Below are 210 nucleotides of genomic sequence, written 5' to 3'. Positions count from 1 at the left end.
AATCATTCAATTGATCGTCTGAATGTTTCAGATCACCTCCAAATTCCTTTAAGGCATCAACGCCACCAACGTTTTCAACAATTCCAAATCCCTTGCCGACAATGATTCGTGGCAGATTCTTGGCACTCAGCTCATTTTGATCGTCCAGCTGCTCAATTTTCAGCTTGATTTCCCAGCCATCGCCAAAGTCATAGCGGAATAAGAATTCAT

At 42.4% G+C, this 210-nt stretch carries 1 protein-coding gene; it reads right to left on the bottom strand.

Annotation, left to right across the window (positions count from 1 at the left end; genetic code table 11):
* A partial coding sequence (locus LI126_RS15545) for a plasmid pRiA4b ORF-3 family protein (RefSeq protein WP_227165790.1) occupies positions 1–210 on the bottom strand: 210 nt, incomplete at both ends.

Source organism: Mediterraneibacter sp. 210702-DFI.5.30 (assembly GCF_020560115.1).
Lineage (GTDB): Bacteria > Bacillota > Clostridia > Lachnospirales > Lachnospiraceae > Mediterraneibacter > Mediterraneibacter faecis.
The sequence above is the reverse complement of the archived record's forward strand: the minus strand, read 5'-3'. Positions and strand labels throughout refer to the sequence as shown.